The organism is Paraburkholderia sp. NMBU_R16, from assembly GCF_013282575.1.
In the GTDB taxonomy this organism is placed as follows: Bacteria; Pseudomonadota; Gammaproteobacteria; order Burkholderiales; family Burkholderiaceae; genus Trinickia.
The window spans coordinates 1-2,026 of the sequence record NZ_JAAAYE010000165.1; the positions used below are offsets into that span (position 1 = coordinate 1).

The following is a 2,026-nucleotide window of genomic DNA, read 5'->3' on the forward strand; positions in this document are numbered from 1 at the left end:
CCGCATTCTGCCGCAACCAGCCATACCTCAGCTTGTCGATTCAGAGCGCCTCAAGGGTTCGCTGCGCCGGGCTTACGCCCGCCCTTGACCCGCTAACATCACCCACTCGGAATTCAAAAGAGGCCAAAAAAAGGACTCTATCAACCTTGGCAGTATCGTGGAACCGGATCAAGTTGTAGCCTTCGTTCCGAGACGTGTCGGTTCTTCTTCAACTCCGCTGCTATCGCAATAGTTGTGTAGTGATGAGCCTGCTGGCGCGACCACATATCCCTGGCAACAGGAGGCTCTTCAATGAATGCATGCGAGTGGGGCCGCGTCATCGATCATGATCGATACGCGCGGCTGGTTGCGATTCTTCGATCGAACAATGTGCCAGAGACCGGTCCTCTCCCGCCGACGTGGCATTGGCTCTATACGCACGAATCACCTATCGACGCGCCGCTTCGCCGAGATGGTCACGTCGCAGTGCTTCCCCCCGGAGTCCCTGAGACTCATTCGCGGCGACTATGGACTGGGACGGAAATCCAGATCCATCGACACACGTGCGTCGGTACGCATGTCACGTTCAGAATTCGCGTCGGCGAGGCGATCAGCAAGACAGGACGCTCAGGCAGTCTTGTGTTTGTTCCCTTGGAGGTCACCGTGTTCGATGACCTTGGCTGCTTGCTCACAGAGACGAGAACCGGGGTCTATAAGGACTCGCCCGCCGATATTACTGCTGAAGGAACGTCGGCGTATGAAATGTGGCAACCAGGTCGTTATCACTCAACCGTCAGCGCCGTAGTGCAATTCGATGAAGTCACGCTTTTCCGCTATTCCGCGCTTTTGGGCGTTTGTCATCGGATTCACTATGACCACCCTTACGCGACGTCGGTCGAACGCTACCCCGGACTGGTCGTTCACGGTCCACTAGTCGCGCAAATGCTCGTATTCCACGCGCGAACACTTGCAGCTTGTGATGATGTGCGCGCAGTGCGCGTTGTTTCGCACCGCCCTAGTTTCGCAGGTGAGCCGCTGCGTTTGTGCGCAGCAAGGTGTGAGCAACGGCAGCAGGTCGTCGCTTGGGCTGAAGGTCCGGACGGTTGTGAGCGCATGCACATGGAACTGACCATGTGCAATCAGTGAGCCGGATCGCCATCTCCCACTTTCAACCGTCAACAACTGCAGGTTCGCAGGAGGAGGCGCACCCATGCCCCATTCCGTACCAATACGCTCAATTTCGTTTACTCCCGCCCTGAAGGTCGATCGGTTATATCGTGCGGTAGAGTCGGGCGCAGATGTTTGCCTCATCGATCTAGAGGATTCGGTCGGCGCCAGCGAGAAGCCGGTTGCGCGCGAACTCATGCATAAGCATTTTTTCCAGTGTCCGGAAAACAGTACACCGACGGCGGTAAGAATTAACGCAATCGATACCGACGCGGGCCTTGATGACATTTTGTCGATCAGGGATGGGCGGTACAAACCAGACTTCATTGTGATACCCAAGGTGGAGTCGGGCTCAAGCATCAAGTTCGTTGAAACTGCGTTGGGTAAGCAGGGCGCGCGTATTCGCCTGATTGCGCTTGTTGAAACCGCAGCTGGTATCCGCAAAGCCGAGAAGATCGCTTTCGCATCGGAACGGATGAGCGCGTTGATGTTCGGTTCCGCGGACTACACGAAGAGCATTGGCGCTGAAATTTGCTGGGATACGCTCCTTATGCCCCGATCCGCCATTGTCGCGGCCGCGAGCAACGCAGGCCTTGCATCAGTCGACACACCGTTTTTCGATATAGATGATCTAGATGGGCTTCGAGCCGACTGTGACCGGGTAAGACGTCTTGGGTTTACGGGGCGCTGTGCTATCCATCCGACCCAGACAAGCGTGATCAATTCGGCGTTCTCCTATTCGTCTGCCGCAATTGCGTATTCCAGGCAAACCGAACGCTCATTCCACGCTAAAGCGAACGCTGATTCCACGGTTATCCGAACGCGCATTCCACGCGCAAGCGAACGCTGCGGACGTGGCGATGCGGGCCTGAGCGTTTTT

General features: G+C 56.4%; 2 protein-coding genes. Both read left to right on the forward strand.

From position 1 onward, the window contains the following. Positions 1–642: 642 nt before the first annotated feature. Positions 643–1,125 carry a hypothetical protein gene (locus GWC77_RS29850; protein ID WP_254367225.1) on the forward strand — a complete coding sequence of 161 codons (483 nt, stop codon included), beginning with the start codon at positions 643–645 and terminating at the stop codon, positions 1,123–1,125. A 64-nt stretch (positions 1,126–1,189) separates the two neighbouring features. Beyond that, positions 1,190–2,026, forward strand: an 837-nt coding sequence (locus GWC77_RS27490) for an aldolase/citrate lyase family protein (RefSeq protein WP_173262571.1), incomplete at its 3' end; no start/stop codon positions are given.